This is a genomic window from Thiothrix litoralis (assembly GCF_017901135.1).
GTDB classification, from domain to species: domain Bacteria; phylum Pseudomonadota; class Gammaproteobacteria; order Thiotrichales; family Thiotrichaceae; genus Thiothrix; species Thiothrix litoralis.
In genome coordinates this window covers 3,517,461-3,532,522 of sequence record NZ_CP072801.1, presented here as the reverse complement: position 1 = coordinate 3,532,522, position 15,062 = coordinate 3,517,461, and the positions used below count along the sequence as shown (strand labels likewise).

The 15,062-nt window shown below is 52.2% G+C and carries 16 protein-coding genes; 8 read left to right on the top strand and 8 right to left on the bottom strand.

Going from position 1 to position 15,062, the window contains the following annotated elements; translation table 11 throughout:
- Window positions 1–54: 54 nt before the first annotated feature.
- From J9253_RS17105 to J9253_RS17085, 5 genes are all read left to right on the top strand, one after another.
- Window positions 55–1,437 (top strand): nicotinate phosphoribosyltransferase, encoded by a 1,383-nt coding sequence (locus tag J9253_RS17105; RefSeq protein WP_210222096.1) that lies wholly within the window; start codon window positions 55–57, stop codon window positions 1,435–1,437.
- 71 nt (window positions 1,438–1,508) lie between these two features.
- Window positions 1,509–2,396 carry an AAA family ATPase gene (locus J9253_RS17100; RefSeq protein WP_210222095.1) on the top strand — a complete coding sequence of 296 codons (888 nt, stop codon included), beginning with the start codon at window positions 1,509–1,511 and terminating at the stop codon, window positions 2,394–2,396.
- Window positions 2,396–2,821: a PIN domain-containing protein gene (locus tag J9253_RS17095; RefSeq protein WP_210222094.1), complete on the top strand. Its 426-nt coding sequence runs from the start codon at window positions 2,396–2,398 to the stop codon at window positions 2,819–2,821. Before J9253_RS17100 ends, J9253_RS17095 begins: the two co-directional genes overlap by 1 nt.
- A complete protein-coding gene (yidD, locus tag J9253_RS17090) occupies window positions 2,818–3,075 on the top strand; it encodes a membrane protein insertion efficiency factor YidD (RefSeq protein WP_210222093.1) in 258 nt (85 codons plus the stop codon). The genes J9253_RS17095 and yidD overlap by 4 nt, the downstream gene beginning before the upstream one ends.
- A 72-nt stretch (window positions 3,076–3,147) precedes the next feature.
- Window positions 3,148–3,852 carry a flagellar basal body-associated FliL family protein gene (locus J9253_RS17085; RefSeq protein ID WP_210222092.1) on the top strand — a complete coding sequence of 235 codons (705 nt, stop codon included), beginning with the start codon at window positions 3,148–3,150 and terminating at the stop codon, window positions 3,850–3,852.
- A 5-nt stretch (window positions 3,853–3,857) separates the two neighbouring features.
- On the opposite strand, the gene J9253_RS17080 is transcribed toward J9253_RS17085, so the two are convergent.
- Both J9253_RS17080 and J9253_RS17075 read right to left on the bottom strand, forming a co-directional pair.
- Complete coding sequence (locus tag J9253_RS17080; RefSeq protein WP_210222091.1) at window positions 3,858–4,514, bottom strand: thiopurine S-methyltransferase; 657 nt, start codon at window positions 4,512–4,514, stop codon at window positions 3,858–3,860.
- Between the two features lie 19 nt (window positions 4,515–4,533).
- A complete protein-coding gene (locus tag J9253_RS17075) occupies window positions 4,534–5,997 on the bottom strand; it encodes a RimK family protein (protein ID WP_210222090.1) in 1,464 nt (487 codons plus the stop codon).
- Window positions 5,998–6,059: 62 nt separating this feature from the next.
- On the opposite strand from J9253_RS17075, the gene rimI reads away from it, so the two are divergent.
- On the top strand, window positions 6,060–7,169 hold the full coding sequence (gene rimI, locus J9253_RS17070) for a ribosomal protein S18-alanine N-acetyltransferase (protein ID WP_210222089.1): 1,110 nt from the start codon (window positions 6,060–6,062) through the stop codon (window positions 7,167–7,169).
- Here the strand turns inward: rimI and J9253_RS17065 are convergent.
- Window positions 7,128–7,409: a helix-turn-helix domain-containing protein gene (locus tag J9253_RS17065; RefSeq protein WP_210222088.1), complete on the bottom strand. Its 282-nt coding sequence runs from the start codon at window positions 7,407–7,409 to the stop codon at window positions 7,128–7,130. The two genes, rimI and J9253_RS17065, sit on opposite strands and share 42 nt — an antisense overlap.
- A 118-nt stretch (window positions 7,410–7,527) precedes the next feature.
- A complete protein-coding gene (locus J9253_RS17060; protein ID WP_228291413.1) occupies window positions 7,528–8,613 on the bottom strand; it encodes a ChaN family lipoprotein in 1,086 nt (361 codons plus the stop codon).
- 30 nt (window positions 8,614–8,643) lie between these two features.
- On the opposite strand from J9253_RS17060, the gene J9253_RS17055 reads away from it, so the two are divergent.
- Both J9253_RS17055 and J9253_RS17050 read left to right on the top strand, forming a co-directional pair.
- Complete coding sequence (locus tag J9253_RS17055) at window positions 8,644–10,659, top strand: M1 family metallopeptidase (RefSeq protein WP_210222086.1); 2,016 nt, start codon at window positions 8,644–8,646, stop codon at window positions 10,657–10,659.
- 123 nt (window positions 10,660–10,782) lie between these two features.
- A complete protein-coding gene (locus J9253_RS17050) occupies window positions 10,783–11,880 on the top strand; it encodes a hypothetical protein (protein ID WP_210222085.1) in 1,098 nt (365 codons plus the stop codon).
- A 58-nt stretch (window positions 11,881–11,938) separates the two neighbouring features.
- Here J9253_RS17050 and J9253_RS17045 read toward each other — a convergent pair whose 3' ends face one another.
- Genes J9253_RS17045 through J9253_RS17030 form a run of 4 tightly spaced genes read right to left on the bottom strand, consistent with a single transcriptional unit; the run spans window position 11,939 to window position 14,940 of the window.
- Window positions 11,939–12,679 carry a dolichyl-phosphate beta-glucosyltransferase gene (locus J9253_RS17045; protein ID WP_028488768.1) on the bottom strand — a complete coding sequence of 247 codons (741 nt, stop codon included), beginning with the start codon at window positions 12,677–12,679 and terminating at the stop codon, window positions 11,939–11,941.
- Window positions 12,672–13,070 carry a DMT family transporter gene (locus tag J9253_RS17040; protein ID WP_210222084.1) on the bottom strand — a complete coding sequence of 133 codons (399 nt, stop codon included), beginning with the start codon at window positions 13,068–13,070 and terminating at the stop codon, window positions 12,672–12,674. The genes J9253_RS17045 and J9253_RS17040 overlap by 8 nt, the downstream gene beginning before the upstream one ends.
- Window positions 13,067–13,432 carry a DMT family transporter gene (locus J9253_RS17035; protein ID WP_210222083.1) on the bottom strand — a complete coding sequence of 122 codons (366 nt, stop codon included), beginning with the start codon at window positions 13,430–13,432 and terminating at the stop codon, window positions 13,067–13,069. The genes J9253_RS17040 and J9253_RS17035 overlap by 4 nt, the downstream gene beginning before the upstream one ends.
- Window positions 13,432–14,940 carry an ArnT family glycosyltransferase gene (locus tag J9253_RS17030; RefSeq protein WP_210222082.1) on the bottom strand — a complete coding sequence of 503 codons (1,509 nt, stop codon included), beginning with the start codon at window positions 14,938–14,940 and terminating at the stop codon, window positions 13,432–13,434. Before J9253_RS17030 ends, J9253_RS17035 begins: the two co-directional genes overlap by 1 nt.
- Between the last annotated feature and the right edge of the window lie 122 nt (window positions 14,941–15,062).

The window sequence follows — 15,062 nt, the reverse complement described above, 5'->3', positions numbered from 1 at the left end:
CACTTTCCGCGCTGGATAGACCGGCGCTTAACTCTCAACACAGGAGGATTTCCTATGTTCACCAACCTGATTCTCAACACTGACAGCTACAAAGCCAGCCACTTCCTGCAATACCCTGCCGGAGCGGACGTTGTGTCATCCTACATCGAAGCACGCGGCGGGCAGTTCAAACAATCGCTGTTTTTCGGTTTGCAGGCATTCCTGAAAGAAACCTTGAGCAAGCCCGTCACACTCGCCGATATTGACGAAGCGGAAGCACTGTTTGCCGCGCACGGCGTACCGTTTTACCGCTTGGGCTGGGAACAAATTGTGCAACGGCACGGTGGTTTCCTGCCCATCGAAATCGCAGCCTTGCCTGAAGGCACGATAGTCCCCACCGGCACTGCGCTGGTACAGGTACGCAATACCGACCCGCAAGCCTACTGGCTGACGTCGTATCTGGAAACGGCTTTGCTGCGGGCGATTTGGTATCCGACTACCGTTGCCACACTGTCATGGCAAGTTAAACAGACTATCCGCCAATCACTCGAAGCCACTTGCGAAAACCCGGACGCGGAACTGCCGTTCAAACTGCACGACTTCGGCGCTCGCGGAGTGTCTTCCCACGAATCCGCAGCCCTCGGCGGCATGGCACATTTGGTCAATTTCATGGGCACGGATACGGTCGTGGCCTTGCTGGCAGCGCGGAAATATTACGGCGCAGACATGGCGGGCTTCTCGATTCCAGCGGCGGAACACTCCACCATTACCGCGTGGGGACGCGATGGCGAAGCAGACGCTTACGCCAATATGCTCAAGCAATTCGCCAAACCGGGGAAATTGTTAGCGGTGGTGTCCGATTCCTACGACATTCACCACGCGGTTTCCGAGATTTGGGGCAAGCAATTGCGGGCGCAAGTCGAAAGCAGCGGCGCAACTGTGGTGATCCGCCCTGATTCCGGCGTGCCAGAAGACATCGTGCCGGAAGTGCTGGAACGCCTGTATGCCGAATTCGGCGGACGGGTAAACAGCAAGGGTTACAAAGTGCTGAGTGATTGCGTGCGGGTGATTCAAGGCGACGGGGTGGACGTGGACTCCATCGGCGTGATTTTGCAACGTATCCAGCAAGCGGGCTTTTCCACCGAAAACGTCGCGTTTGGCATGGGCGGCGGGCTGTTGCAGAAGGTTAACCGCGACACCTTGAGCTTTGCCATGAAAGCTTCCGCGATCCAGATCAACGGTGCATGGCGTGACGTGTACAAACAGCCGGTCACCGATTCCGGCAAGCACTCCAAACGTGGGCGGCTGGCGGTGATTCGCGATGCTGGCAAGCTGACAACCATCCGCGAAGATGCGCTGTCGTGGGAAAGCAATTTGCTGCGCCCGGTGTTCCGCAACGGCGAATTGCTGGTGGATGATAGCTTTGATGCAATCCGAGCGAGAAGCAACCAACACTAAGCACCTGATTACCGACACTGAACCATTTCTGCTAAAGTAGCGGAAATGGTTCTACCGATGGAGCGACGACAATGCTGGATTTAACCCACTTACGACTGGAAGACGTGCAAGGCGTCGGCACAATCGAGCTTGACCTCGAACCGGGCAAGCAGGCTTACGTCTTCATCGGCGCAAACGGCGTCGGCAAAACCAGATTACTCAATACACTAGATATTAACTTTCAAATAGATTTAAAGGAAGAACCACCCGTTGTCTTCATTGAAACACAAGATAGGGGACATTTTGAAGAAGCGGCTGAAAAGCCCGACTCTCTACGTAATTGGATAGTGGAAAGTGCTAACTTATCGAGCATCTTCCAAAAAAACAAAAACAATCGCCAGCATTATTTATTCACCCTATTAAAGTGTTTACATGAAATTGATTCAAAATATGATGCCAATTATCTAGAACTTGACGACAAAAATAATATTACCTTAAAAGTTAATAATGAAGAGAAAGAACTATCTCAACTTAGCACTGGCTTTGTTTCTATATTCAAAATTTTAACTAACATTATTTCAGAATATGGTACATCGACTAATACGCGTGATTTGCAAGATGTACAAGGTATCGTCTTAATCGACGAAATCGAGAGCCACCTCCATCTGGCATGGCAGGTTAAGATCATTCCAACGCTCAAAAAGTTGTTTCCCAATACCATATTTTTCATTGCGACCCACTCCCCGCTAGTACTGAGTCAGCTTGAAGATGGTGAAGCCTACGAACTTCGGCGTGACGCTGATGATGTCGTGCGTACCTACAAAATCAAGAATCCGGGCAACACAGCCATGATTGATTTATTGCAACAAGCATTCCATATTGATCTCAACCGTCTAGCACTTGAACGCCCTGTCAGTGATTCGCAAAAAGAAGCGAAGCAAAAATTATTGAAGTATTTGCGTGAAAGGAAAGCATCATAATGCGAAATGTATTACTGGATGCTAATTTATTGATTGGTGTATTTGACACGCACACCTCAGAAGCCGAAACACGCTTTGAACGTTTACTGGAAGAAGATGCTAATTTAGCTATCACGCCACTGATTCGTTACGAAGTCTTATGTGGAATAAAGTGGCATAAACAAGATGACTATCAATTTATTAATGAACAATTAGCTACCTTCGGACTTTTTCAAATCACATCAGAAGTGGCTGAACTAGCGGAGAACCTATTTCGCTTTTCGCAGTACAAAAACATCAAAGTACCTGATAAGAAAAAATACAAATTTGATATTTTTCACTTCGCGGCCGCCAAATACTATGCCCTTGAAATCGAGACGTTCGATGGTGACTTTGATCAATTAGAACGTTTATACGCGGATTACCAACAGGAAATGACCGCATGAAATACCCACTCATCCTCATTATCCGCTTCTACCAATTGTTCCTCAGCCCGATGCTGGGGAGCAATTGCCGCTTCTACCCCACCTGTTCGCACTACGCGAAGGAAGCAATCGAAACCCATGGCGCACTCAAAGGCAGTTGGCTCGCCATTCGCCGCATCGGCCGATGCAACCCGTGGAACGAAGGCGGGGTTGACCCCGTGCCGGAAGCCTGTAGCTGCGGAAAACACCCGCAAAAGCCACCCGACCCTGAATAGCGCGTTCATCTGCCCATCATTTACATCCTGTCGGACTGCTTATACCCTCTAATAAAAAACAGGATAAAAACCATGTCAGAGTCACCACAAGCTCAAATACCAGAACTGTTCGATCTCGTCGTCACCGGGCATAGCTCCGACAAATCGGTCGAAGCCTTGGTGCGCGACGTCCTCACCTTGCTGGATGACAATAGCCCTTACCTCGAATTCAAGCTGTCGGATGCGCTGCTGTTCAACAACGGCATGGTATCCATCCGCGAAAATATCAGTCAGGCAGAAGCCGAAGCCATCAGCCAGCAACTCAGCACATTGGCTATCAAATGCGCGATACGCCCTACCCTACAACTGGTTCCTCTGGAAGAAAATACCCAACTCACTGGCCCGCTGTACACCTGCCCTGCCTGCAAACACCAGCAAGTTCAAACCAAAGAGCACAATGAAAAATGTGAAGCCTGCGGTGTGATCGGTGACAGTTTCCTGCGCACCCAGCGCATGAAAGAAGCCGTGGAAAGCGAACGCCAGAAATACGAAAACGAACTCAGCAAAAGCATCAAGGCAGCCGAAGAAAGCGCCAAGCGTTATGAAAGCGACTCAATGTATCAAGAAGCCCGTCGTCAACTGGGCGTTGAAGACAAATCAGGCGACTCCAAACTAAAAATAGTCGCTGTTGTGGCTGCTATCGGCATTGGCATCGCCGCCCTGTATGCGTTCAATAAACCTGACAAGGCAGCAGCACCACAACCTGAAACAGTCGCGGCTACTGCCCCCACCCAATAACTCCCTTAATTCGGCGTCAGCAAATACACCTTCTCCTCCAGCCGGGTTACGCCCCGCTGGCGGAAACCGGGTTCATCAGCCAGCGCATCCAGCACCAACAGACGTTCCACCGTACACTGCTCCTCATAGAAGCCACGCACTTCCGGTTCATGCACCGCAAACGGTGGCCCCTTCATTTCACTTTGATCGTATTCCAGCGTAATCAATAAAGTCTGCACACCCGGTGGCAAGATAGCCATGAAGTGTTGTGCATAACGAACCCGCATCTCCGGCGGCAAGGCAATCAGTGAGGCACGGTCAAACACCCCGGCACATTCCCGCACATCCACAGAACTCAACTGGAAAAAATCACCCCGCAAAATCACCAGACCATCGCATTCCCAACGCTCAAACGCGCCTTGCTGGGTAACAGTTGGCTTCAAACCATTCTCGGTAAAAAAATCACGGACAGCTACCGCACTGATCTCTATCCCGGTCACGTTAAAACCTTGCGCCTGTAACCACAGCATGTCGCGGCTTTTGCCACACAAAGGCACAAAAATCCGGCTACCGGCAGGCACGACCATCCGTTCCCAGAATGCCTGTAAATGGCTGTTGATTTCAGACTGATGGAAACCAATCTGGTTTTGCTCCCAACGCTCAAGCCAAAATTCTGCTTGCATAGTATCCACTCCTTTAACGCTATCCCTGCTCCAGCCGTCGCCGGAACTCACCCATGATCCGCTGGTAAAGCTGTTTACCCAGCACCTTGTCTTCCACGCCATACTCTAGGCTGGGGTTGTCATTGACCTCAATCACCACCACCCCGGTAGCAGTCTGTTTCAGGTCGACCCCGTACAAGCCATTGCCGATCAAACCCGCAGCCCGTAATGCCGTTGCTAACACCGTAGCCGGAACAGCATCCACAGGCAAGGTTTCCCACTTGCCTTCTTTCGCCTTGCCGCCAGTATTGTGGTTAATGATTTGCCAATGCCCGCGTGACATGAAGTAACGGCACGCGTACAACGCCTCGCCATTCAACACCCCGATGCGCCAATCGAACTCCGTATAAGTATACGCCTGCGCCAGAATCAGTGCCGAATGCTGGAACAATTCCGCCGCTGCACGCTCCATTTCCTCGCGATTACTCGCCTTGAACATGCCCCGCGAAAACGACCCATCAGGAATTTTCAACACCACCGGGTAGCCCAGTTGCTGTTCCGCCTTATCCAGTTCACCTTTCGCCAGAATCAGGCTCGCAGGTGTCGCCACCCCATTCGCCGTCAGCAATTCGCTCAGGAAAATCTTATTCACACAGCGGCGGATCGAATCCGGGTCATCAATCACCACCATGCCCTCGTTGGCAGCCTTGCGGGCAAAACGGTAAGTATGGTGATTCAAGGCCGTAGTTTCGCGGATAAACAGCGCATCGTATTCCAGCAAATGCCCGAAATCCTTGGGCGTGATCAGTTCCGCTGCAATGCCCTGCTCAGCAGCCGCGCGGATGAAGGCTTGCAAGGCTTTCGCATCCGACGGTGGCAGCTTTTCTTCCGGGTTATGCAAAATCGCCAGATCGTAACGCGCCTGTTTGGCACTCGCAGGCTTTTGCCAACGCTGGCGAACTTGCTTGTCGAGCACTTGCAGGAAAAAATGTTCCTGCGGGTAACTCAACTTATCCAACGTTCCCGCCCGCAATTTGCTGATGCGCCAGCGCCCGTTACGGCGAAATTCCACCCGCAACAGCGGCACGCGGAACGCCTCGTAGAGCTTGCGTGCCAAGGGGCGCAGGGTTTCGCTGTCGCATTTGCCGAAATGCAGCACCATTTCAAAGCGCGAAATATCCACGCCATGTGCTTCTTGCCCCAGCGCCTTGTTGACCAATGCATCCAGATCGTCCAGCACCGGACCGTACAAGGTCTTGCGGGTCAAATCCTGCAAAGTGCTGACGGTGGGGAGCACCCGATGCCCCCGCGCTTCCGCCAGCAAGGACGCATAGTAACCGAGGCTTTGGTAAGACAAGTCGCGGCACAAATTGATGACATGCAAATGCGGACGCTTCGCCCACACCTCCCCCGTCAGATAATCCTTGACCGTCGCCAGCGGGTGTTCGGGAAAATCTTTTTTCCAATGCTTGAGGTCATCGACCAGCAACAAATAGTCAGGCATGTAAGCGTTATCCCCATCGTTCGTGTAATAATTAATTTTGGTAAATTTAAGGCTACCCCTGCATGTTTGCAACCGATATTCGTCCCGCCACCAACGCCGACATTGCGGCGCTGGTCACACTGGAAAACACCAGCTTTGATAGCGACCGCTTAAGCCGCCGCAGTTTCCGCTATTTCCTGCAACACGAGCAAAACTGTTTTCTGGTGGCGTATCAGGGGCAAACCCTCGCAGGTTATGTGCTGGCATTATTGCACCGGGGCACGCATCTGGCACGTATTTACTCCCTTGCCGTCGATACCAGCCAGCGCGGGCGCGGTATCGCCCAGCAATTGCTCGAACACGCTGAAAAAGCCTGTGCCGAAAACGGGCGCGTCAGTATGCGCTTGGAAGTACGCACCGATAACGACAGTGCCATTCGCCTCTACCAGCGTTTGGGTTACAAGCCCTTCGGCGAATACAAGGATTATTACGAAGACCATGCCGATGCGCTGCGCCTGCAAAAACGTATCTTGCACCCCAAAGCCCAAACCACCCATGTGGATGTGCCTTATTACCCACAACACACTGATTTTACCTGCGGCCCGGCAGCCTTGATGATGGGCATGGCAGCCCTCAGCGCCCAACAAACCATGAGCATGAGCGAAGAGTTGGGCATCTGGCGCGAATCCACCACCATTTACATGATGGCAGGGCATGGCGGGTGCAGCCCGGTGGGGTTGGCGTTGGCGGCGATCCGACGCGGTTACAGCGCTGCAACTTACCTGTCTTCAACCGAAACGCCGTTTATTGACTCGGTGCGCGATGAAGACAAAAAGCAGGTGATTGAACAGGTACATCAGGATTTCCTGCACCAACTGGCGGAACAGGCCGCCCCGGTGCATTACACCAATATTACCCAAGTGGAATTGGAAGCGGCACTAGAACAAGGCCATGTGCCACTGGTGCTGATCAGCACCTACCGCTTCGACCACAAAAAGACCCCGCATTGGGTCGTGGTCGCGGCGATCGACAAGCGTTTCATCTACATCCATGACCCTTACATCAATGAACCCGACTACCGCTTTGCGCTGGATAATCAGTACTTACCGATCAGTCGCAGTGATTTCGACAAGATGTCACAGTTCGGGCAATCACGCTTGCGCACGGCGGTGATTATTGGCAGGCGCGTGTAAGTGCACCACATCCCCAGTGGTTTCTTCCCCAAAGTAGATGCTTAACAGATGCAGCGGGGTGGTTTCCAGCGCCTCTGCCAGCCGCGCCATGGTCGACAATTTAGCATCAGTGACCTCAGCACTGAGTAAGCGATACCATGTTTGGCGCGAAATATCAGCACGGCGTGCGACTTCTGACTTGGAAAGCCCTAATCTAGCAACGCGCTGCCCGAGATAATCAGCAAAATCTTTTGATGACATGAGTGCCCCTCCGGCTTCTGTTTTCTTTTGAATGATACTTTTACACTCTGTCGCATAATGCACCATAACCGTTCATCAAAATGCGTTAAAAACAGACTTTTTTGAGGGATACCTCTGTCTATTGCAAGACGACGCTGTAAGACAACAAGTCTCTTTCCCCGCTACGCTCCACCGCCAACTGTACCGTTGCGCCTGCCGGACGCTGAGCCAAGGCCAGTTTCAGATCAGCCATGTTATGGATCGTCACGCCGTCCAGACTTGCCACCCGGTCGCCCTCGCGGACACCCGCCTGCGCCGCGCCGCTTTTAGTATCCAGTGCGGCAACGCTCAAACCGCTTGCCTGAGGATTCAACAGCAAACCCAGTTTTCCAAGGGGCGGCAGCGCCAATAACGGGCTGGGTAGCGTGTGATCAACACTGTTCGGCGGCGCATCCGGCGAGCTAGCACTAGCAACGGTGGCTAGCTTGATAGCTGGGATTTGCCGGATCACATCTGCGGGAATGCCAGCGCCGTCGCTGATATGCCCGACGCCCGCGAACACCACCATCTGATGCTGCGGGTGTTTTTGCACATAATTCACCACATGCTGCGCCATGGTTTCATCCCAAATACGCTGCACTGCCAGGAAATGCTCAAACTGCGCTTTATCCTCGGAATGCATCGCAAAAACCGTTTGTAGCCGCGCACGGTAAGCGGTATCTGGCGGGTTAATCGTCGCGGGTAATTGCGCTCGTTCGGTACTGCTCAAGGCTTCCAACCCACCTTTGGACACTTTGCGGGTCAGCTCGACCGGCGCATTCAGGGCAATTACTGGCAAATGGTTGGCCTTGGCGTATTCCATGATCGGGCGTAATTGGCGGTAATCGTAGCCCCAACGCTCGAAATATTCCGTGCCACGCAACAGCTCGGTTTCGTTGATTTTTCCCGCCAGAAAGTCGTTGACCGCCGCTTGAAACGGCTGCTGGAACCATTCCACACCAATCGCAATGTTAGGATTTTTTTGGTGTAATGCCCGCAATACAGCTAGTTGGTTGAGGTGGTGGTCGTAACGGTCGTGGACTTCACCCACGAATACCACCCGGTTTTGCGCCAAGGTGTCTGCGAGCGGCTGAGCCAGTGGATGTGCGTCAACATACGCCAACGCATCTTCCGGTGTTGCTTCCATCGCCCCCCAAGGCAAGCACGTAACCAACAGCATGACCATGACACGACTCATACGATGGACTAATGATTTATGCCGATTCTGAAACATCTTGTTGTCCTACTGGTTTGGTTATTGCCTGCCCTGTCAGTGGCAGACGCTTTGCCAGTGCTGCACCACAACCTGCGGGTCACACCTGACATCAAAACAGGCCGTTTGCAGGTGGAAGACACGCTGCAAGTGCCGGATAGCCTGCGGGTAAATGGCGCGTTTGAATTCACACTCAACCCCGCTTTTAAGCTGACCCCTGATATTCCCTTCGACTCCGCTCAGGGAACGGGTGAGGAAATACACCGCTATAGTATTCCACTTCTGCCAGAGCAACGGGAGATCACCCTCAAATACAGTGGTAAGCTCGCCTCCACCCCTGACTGCGCGTGGCTGACGCAAGCTTGTGTACTGTTGAATGAAACAGGCATTTACCTCGACGGCGCCAGCCAATGGTATGCGCAAAGCGCCAATGCGCTGCACACCTTTGAACTGCACACCACCTTGCCCGAAGGTTGGGTCAGCCTCAGCCAAGGCAAACAGAGCGGCGATGGCTGGGCGGAAAATCAACCGCAAGACAGCCTTTACTTACTGGCGGGCAAATTCCACGTTTACCAGCAACCCGGCAAGCACGCCACCGCGATGGTGTATTTGCAGGAAGCAGACGAAGCCCTTGCGCAACGCTACCTGCAAGCCAGCCAACAATATCTGGATGAGTATTCCGACTTGCTGGGCGCGTACCCTTACGCCAAGTTTGCCACGGTGGAAAGTTTCTGGGAAACAGGCTGGGGAATGCCCTCGTTCACGCTGCTCGGTTCGCGGGTGATGCGCTTGCCGTTTATCCTGCACTCCTCGTTTCCGCATGAAATCTTGCACAATTGGTGGGGCAACGGGGTCTATGTCGATGCCAGCCAAGGCAACTGGTCGGAAGGGCTGACTGCGTACCTCGCCGATCAGCGCATCAAACAGCAAATGGGCGAAGGCACCGAATACCGCCGCAGCACCTTGCAAAAATACGCCACGTTTGTCGGCTCGCAAAACGATTTCCCGCTCACCAATTTCCGCAGCCGTCACGATGAAACCACCCAGGCGATTGGTTACGGCAAGTCGCTGATGCTGTTCCACATGCTGCGCCAGCAGGTTGGCGAAGCGGCTTTTTTCAAAGGCTTGAAGGCTTTCTATCAGGAATACCGTTTCCGCCCCGCCACCTTTGGCAACTTGCTGGACAGCTTGCACGCCGACCAAGCCTTCCGGCAAGTCTGGCTGGAAAGCACGGGTGCGCCACGTTTGAGCATCCAGTCACACACGCTTACGCCGCAAGGTACTGGCTACCGCCTGCAACTGACCTTGCAACAAACACAAAGCGGTAAAGCCTACCCGCTGGCGATTCCTGCCCACATCCGCTTTGCTGACAAACACCCCGCGCAAGTGGAAACCTTGTCGATGACACAAGCCACCCAAACCTTTGAGTTAAGCCTGCCTGCCGCCCCCGCGCAACTGGCGCTTGACCCGGATTTCGACCTGTTCCGCCTGCCGGATGCGGCTGAAATGCCCGCCACCATTGGCGTGTTATACGGCAAAGAAACCAAGACCTACGTGCTGTCGCGCAAAACGGATGAAGCCATGCAAGTGGCGTGGGAAAGCTGGCTGGATGCGCTGAAAGCCCGCGACCCGACGCTGCGGGTGCAATACGACGATGCGCCATTGCCTGATACCGGCACGGTAATCTTGCTGGGTGGCGACAATGCGGCGCTGCAAGGCTTGCTCGAACGCGCCAAGCAACCGTTCAACATGACCGATGCCGCGTTTACCCTCAATAGCGTGAATTACACCTGCGGGCTGCACACGCTAGCGCTGGGTTTACGCGCAGGGCAACAGAATATCGTATTGCTAGATGCCTCCAGCCCCGACGGTCTGGATAAGATGCTGGCAAAACTGCCGCATTACGGCAAGTACAGCTATCTGGTATTCAATAGTGCAACCGGTGAAAACGTCGCAAAAGGGCAATGGGAAGTAACCGATTCACCGCTGGTAGTGGATTTCCCCACTCATCGCCCCTAAGGCTACGCATTTTTTCTTGCATCAATACTAAGCAACAACTCACTCTAGCCATTAACATTATTGATAGATGGGAAGAATGACTGTAAAAGGTATACCGCCCCCCCAATAAATGAGGATACAATAATGTTTAGATTTCCCTCTAAAAAAGCCCTATCAATGGCCGTTTCTATTGCGGTATTTTTAGGTGTTAGCGGCCATGCTTCAGCCAACTATAACGGCAGTACGGCTACCGGCCTTGACCAAATCGTCACCATCATCAATACCGACAAAGCACTCAACAAACGGGTAACACCTGCAAACATTGAGCAAGCCGCCATGTCTGCCGATACCATGAATCAGATTATTATTCAGGCTATTACCACAACAGGTGTTGCCAATGACGCCAATATTTCAACGGCCGACGCACGAGAATTAAACGACTATATTTTTCAGTATCACCATACAGAGTGGCTGACATCCCATGGTGATGATGAAAATGGTGTAGAAACGGGCTTTCATCTGGTACAAGGCGATGGTGCAAAAACCACCCTCTTCGGCAAAAATGCCATCAACACAGTAGCAGACGGCATTTACCATCTGGGGTTTGAATCCCACCGTAAAAACAAGCTGTTGAACGAAGACGGCACCACAAACGCTAGCTATGCCAATGTTGGTCAATGGCTCAATGCACTACTGGCTCAGGATCTAAGCGCCGGAACCTTAAAAAACCCGACCATCACCGAAGTAAACGGAAGCACAGGAACCGGGTTGGATAAGATCATCGACATTATTTATCAAGACCCCGGCTTACAGAAAAAGATCTCAACCGGTGATATACGTGAAGGTGCCGCAGCAGCAGATGCGATGAACCACATTATCGTACAAGCCATTAAAGCCACAGGCATTGCTGCGGATGGCCTCATTGCCCCAACCGAAATACAAACCCTAAGTAACTATATCCAAGCCAATCATTATGACAGTTGGCTGGTTTACCATGGCGATGATGAAGCTGGCGAAGAAACTGGCTTCCATTTGGTGCAAAGCGATGGCGCAAAAACTCAACTCTTTGGCAAAAATGCCATTAACAAGATTGCGGATAGTCTCTATCACTTGGGTTTCGGTCTGAATAACACCCAAAAACGCCTAATCAACGAAGATGCCAATCGTAATGCTACCGTCAAAAACGTGGCAAGCTGGCTCAACCAACTTCTGGCCAACGACCTGAAAAACGGTTCATTGTAACGCTTGTGCTGAAGCCCCCCAGAAAAAAATTTCTGTGGGGGTTGAAGCTAATTGGTTGTCAAATAGCCCGATGCAACCAGCGAATCTTCAGTAAATCCATAAACATCCGAATCGAATCCTTGATCGGATCAACAGTAGAACCTTCCATGTGCTCCCACTTGACCGCCACTTCCTTAATCCTGAAGCCTTGCTTGCGGGCAATGTACAAATGTTCCACGTCAAAACCAAAACCGTAAATACGCTGCAACAAGGCAATGCGCTGCGCTGCTTCGCGCCGATATGCCTTGAATCCACACTGTGTATCCTTAATACCCGGCACTGACAGGGCACGAACCGCTAGGTTGAACAGCAAACTCATCGCATCCCGATACCACGGTTTCTTTTCCACCTCGGAATCTGCCAGTTTGCGTGAACCGATGACCACGTCATAACCTTGATCAAAATACGGCAACAGCTTCTCCAGTTCCTCAATCGGGGTAGAAAGATCAGCATCACTAAACAGCACGATCTCGCCAGAGGCTTTGATCATCCCGCGTGCAATGGAAAAACCTTTACCAACATTCTTAATATTTTCCAGTAACTCACCTTCATCCTGCTCCTTGGTTTCCTTACCGTAGATGTCGATAAACTTCACCACCTCGGTGGTCAGGTCACGGCTACCATCATCCACCACGATGATTTCGCTGCGGTAGGATTGCTGTGAAAGGTAATCTTTCACCTTATAGAGCGAATCGGCAATCCGACTCTGCTCGTTGTAAGCCGGGATAATGATAGACAGGTAAGGTCGTTCGTTATTCATGATTATTTGCCTTAGTCGGAGTTGCTACCAGTGCCACACCCAGCATGATCAGCACAATGCCCGCTGTCTTACCCAACGTGAACGATTCGCCAATCTGCGGCCATAACACTGCGCCTAAATAAACCAAAATATACCCCACGCTCAGCAAAGGGTACGCTACGCTCAGTTCAAAATGCCCGAGCACATAAATCCACACCAGCATTGCAATGCCATAACACACAATGCCCGCCACCACCCACAACACTCCGCCCCATTGTTCAGCACTCACTGTGCCGGATGGCAGCGCAGGAAAAAACGCCGCTAACGCCCCCACCGCTTGCATTCCCGCCTTCATGAACAACTGCCCCAACGCCCCACAAATAATCGACGTTGCCATCAGTAACCACTTCATACGACGCCCCCAACCAACAGCGAAATCCCCGCCATAATAAAGGCCGTACCCAACCAACGGCGCGGCGGAATGGTTTCATGGAATAACTGGCGGGCGGCGAGCATGACCACGACATACCCCATGCTCAGCATCGGGTAGGCTATGCTCAATTCCAGCCTCCCCAGCACCACCAACCACAACAGCAAGCCAGTACCGAGGAAAAAAATGCTCAGCAAAATGTTCTGTTTCAGCAGCAAACGCAACGGTGAGCCGACATGCGTTGCCAGATCCTGTGCGGCCAATTTTTGGAAAATTTGTGCGGCACTGCTACACCCGATCGACACGACCAGCACTACATAAATCCATGCGGGGATACTCGCCATTACTGAAACATCACATCGTTAGCCACTGCAATTCGCGCAGGCTCAGTACTTTTGTACAACTCCAGCACGCCCTTATCCTGATGGCTCATCACTTGCGAAGTCTGCCAAGGGATTTCCAACACCTTTTCATAACCACGGCTGTGCATAACACCCCGCAAATCCTGATTGGCTTTGGGCTGGATCAGGTTATTCATGAACACATAGGTAAACTTACGATCCCACAAGGCTTCCACCACATCCTTCTTTTCGGACTTACCGTCCCTGTTATTGTCCATCCACTGCAATTCCTTGATGTGGTTTTGCGGCAAATGGCTGAAAGCGGCATAGCGCATCAGGTAAGGGTCTTCGCTGGCGATCGTGGTATTGCCATCCAGCGGCTGTGCAGCCAGCGCCGCTATCACCGGGCGCACATCCGGGTAACCGTGGTGCATATCGCGCAAGAAACTGTCATTCAATCCAATCATCGCCAGCACTACTGCCGCCGCGCCTGCTTGCGCCATCAGTGTAAAATTGAAACGTTGCATCACATTCCACAGCAGCCACGCCATTACCGGCGCGAGAAAAAACAGCGCATACACCAGATGCTTGTACAAGGAAATCATGTTCTGCCCGTGTAAATGGTAAGCCACCAATGGCAAAGCAAACACCAGCAGCGCCAGCATGATCAAGGTTGTGCGGTCACGCAGCGCCCGTCCCCGCTGGTGATAACGCTGCCAGCCCAGTGCTGCCAGCCACATCGCCAACGGCAAGGCCAGATACAAACCTTCCATACGCAAAATATCGTCATAAGGCGCATTCGCCCCGTGTACACCCAGAATCTGAATCCGATACAAACCCTGCAAATCCACCCAATGCCAAGCAACATACGCACCCAGAATCAGCGTCACCCCTGCACCGAACAACAGCCCCACCAGCGGCGACAACCACAAAGCCACCAACACCAACAACGGCACATACGCCACCACAATGTATTTACTGGTAACAGCCAGCGAAACCAAACCCACCGCGACCAGCAAAGGCAGATAACGCTGCCTGCCTGACGACTGACACGCCCGTAACAACGGCATCAGCGACAAGCTGAAAAACGCCAAGGCAATAATGTCGTAAGTGGCAAATTTACTGATGAAAATGTGCGCCGCCTGCATCGAGAACAGCGCCACACTCAAGCCCGCCAACAATGCCGACCCGTACAACTGACGCACAAAGCAATACAGCCCTGCCAATGACAATAGCCCAAACAGCCCCGCCACTGCTCTTGCCCCCAGCAGTCCGCCGAGAGCTTCGCCCACCCCCAGCATGTACCAGTTCAAGTTAGAACCAAAAATATAGAAATAGCTGCGCCACTCATTGCCCGACCATAACTGCTTAGCAACAAACAAATAATCGTATTCGTCGATGTGTCCACCATTGAAATTCAGGTACAAGCGCATCACAACGGAAAACAATAGACCGAAGGCCAGCACCGCGAGGAAGAGATAAGGTCGTGCAGCAGGCTTATGGATTGCCACAGATTTGCCCCCTGAAATTATTGTTATGTGTGTAGGGATTTAAGCAGCACCGTATGGCGGCACATGCTTGCTTACCACCATCCTAATCAATAAGATCGATTGACGCGATATAAAAACTGATA

Bases quoted from the DNA above. Each gene is read 5' to 3' on its own strand.
- J9253_RS17055 (WP_210222086.1), top strand. From the start codon at position 8,644: ATGCCGATTCTGAAACATCTTGTTGTCCTACTGGTTTGGTTATTGCCT.
- J9253_RS17100 (WP_210222095.1), top strand. From the start codon at position 1,509: ATGCTGGATTTAACCCACTTACGACTGGAAGACGTGCAAGGCGTCGGC.
- yidD (WP_210222093.1), top strand. From the start codon at position 2,818: ATGAAATACCCACTCATCCTCATTATCCGCTTCTACCAATTGTTCCTC.
- J9253_RS17060 (WP_228291413.1), bottom strand. From the start codon at position 8,613: ATGGTCATGCTGTTGGTTACGTGCTTGCCTTGGGGGGCGATGGAAGCA.
- J9253_RS17095 (WP_210222094.1), top strand. From the start codon at position 2,396: ATGCGAAATGTATTACTGGATGCTAATTTATTGATTGGTGTATTTGAC.
- J9253_RS17075 (WP_210222090.1), bottom strand. From the start codon at position 5,997: ATGCCTGACTATTTGTTGCTGGTCGATGACCTCAAGCATTGGAAAAAA.
- J9253_RS17045 (WP_028488768.1), bottom strand. From the start codon at position 12,679: ATGAATAACGAACGACCTTACCTGTCTATCATTATCCCGGCTTACAAC.
- J9253_RS17050 (WP_210222085.1), top strand. From the start codon at position 10,783: ATGTTTAGATTTCCCTCTAAAAAAGCCCTATCAATGGCCGTTTCTATT.
- J9253_RS17080 (WP_210222091.1), bottom strand. From the start codon at position 4,514: ATGCAAGCAGAATTTTGGCTTGAGCGTTGGGAGCAAAACCAGATTGGT.
- J9253_RS17035 (WP_210222083.1), bottom strand. From the start codon at position 13,432: ATGGCGAGTATCCCCGCATGGATTTATGTAGTGCTGGTCGTGTCGATC.
- rimI (WP_210222089.1), top strand. From the start codon at position 6,060: ATGTTTGCAACCGATATTCGTCCCGCCACCAACGCCGACATTGCGGCG.
- J9253_RS17065 (WP_210222088.1), bottom strand. From the start codon at position 7,409: ATGTCATCAAAAGATTTTGCTGATTATCTCGGGCAGCGCGTTGCTAGA.
- J9253_RS17040 (WP_210222084.1), bottom strand. From the start codon at position 13,070: ATGAAGTGGTTACTGATGGCAACGTCGATTATTTGTGGGGCGTTGGGG.
- J9253_RS17085 (WP_210222092.1), top strand. From the start codon at position 3,148: ATGTCAGAGTCACCACAAGCTCAAATACCAGAACTGTTCGATCTCGTC.
- J9253_RS17105 (WP_210222096.1), top strand. From the start codon at position 55: ATGTTCACCAACCTGATTCTCAACACTGACAGCTACAAAGCCAGCCAC.